1 pseudogene is annotated in these 752 nt (G+C 42.7%); it reads left to right on the top strand.

The features are described from left to right. A pseudogene (locus tag MD535_RS25740) lies at positions 1-752 on the top strand (hypothetical protein); the annotation flags it as partial.

Below are 752 nucleotides of genomic sequence, written 5' to 3'. Positions count from 1 at the left end.
CGCCCTTTTTTCAATGATAAAGACAAAGTCGAGGCTTTATGCGAAGAGTATGAGGCCTATCATGATAAAGTGTTTAAGAAAGAAAAACAGCAAGCGCTCAATGCAGCTTGTCGCGAATTTGAAAACGGCATGAAGGAGATGTTCGGCGCTGAGATTGATTTACCCCACAAAGAGATCCGCGAAATCCTGGCTTCTGGTGACCCATTCGCCATCGAAGCTTTGATCAGTACCTTAGGTGCTTCTTTTGTTGAACATAATAACGACACGTTTTCACCGCGGGACCAAACCGAAGACGAGTGGGACGATTTTGAATTCGATTATTTTGAGAGTGAAGACGACAACGCGCTTAACCTCAAAGAAATGTTCCGAGGCACTCAACTCAACAAAATGTACAAACGCATTGCGAGTGTTATCCATCCTGATAAAGAGTCTGATCCGTCAAAAAAAGAAGAGAAACATCGTTTAATGCAGATACTGGCGGTAGCCAAACGAGAGAACGATGTGATGACCTTAGTCCGAATGCTGACAGAATATGTCCCCGACTCTGATTACCTTCTCAATGAAGCGACGCTGATGAGAATGGGTCATTTGCTCGAAATGAAGCTCCGAGATTTAAATCAGGCTCACCGTGACATATTTAATCAACAAGGATTTAAGTCTCAAGTCTGGAGACAATTCTCAGCACCAAGCAAGAAGAAGACACAAGCCAAAATGGAAAAGTATATTGAAATGATCGATGATTCGATAGTTTC

Source organism: Vibrio qingdaonensis (assembly GCF_026191675.1).
In the GTDB taxonomy this organism is placed as follows: Bacteria; Pseudomonadota; Gammaproteobacteria; order Enterobacterales; family Vibrionaceae; genus Vibrio; species Vibrio qingdaonensis.
Note: the sequence above shows the minus strand (reverse complement) of the source record. Positions and strands in the feature narration are given on the sequence as shown.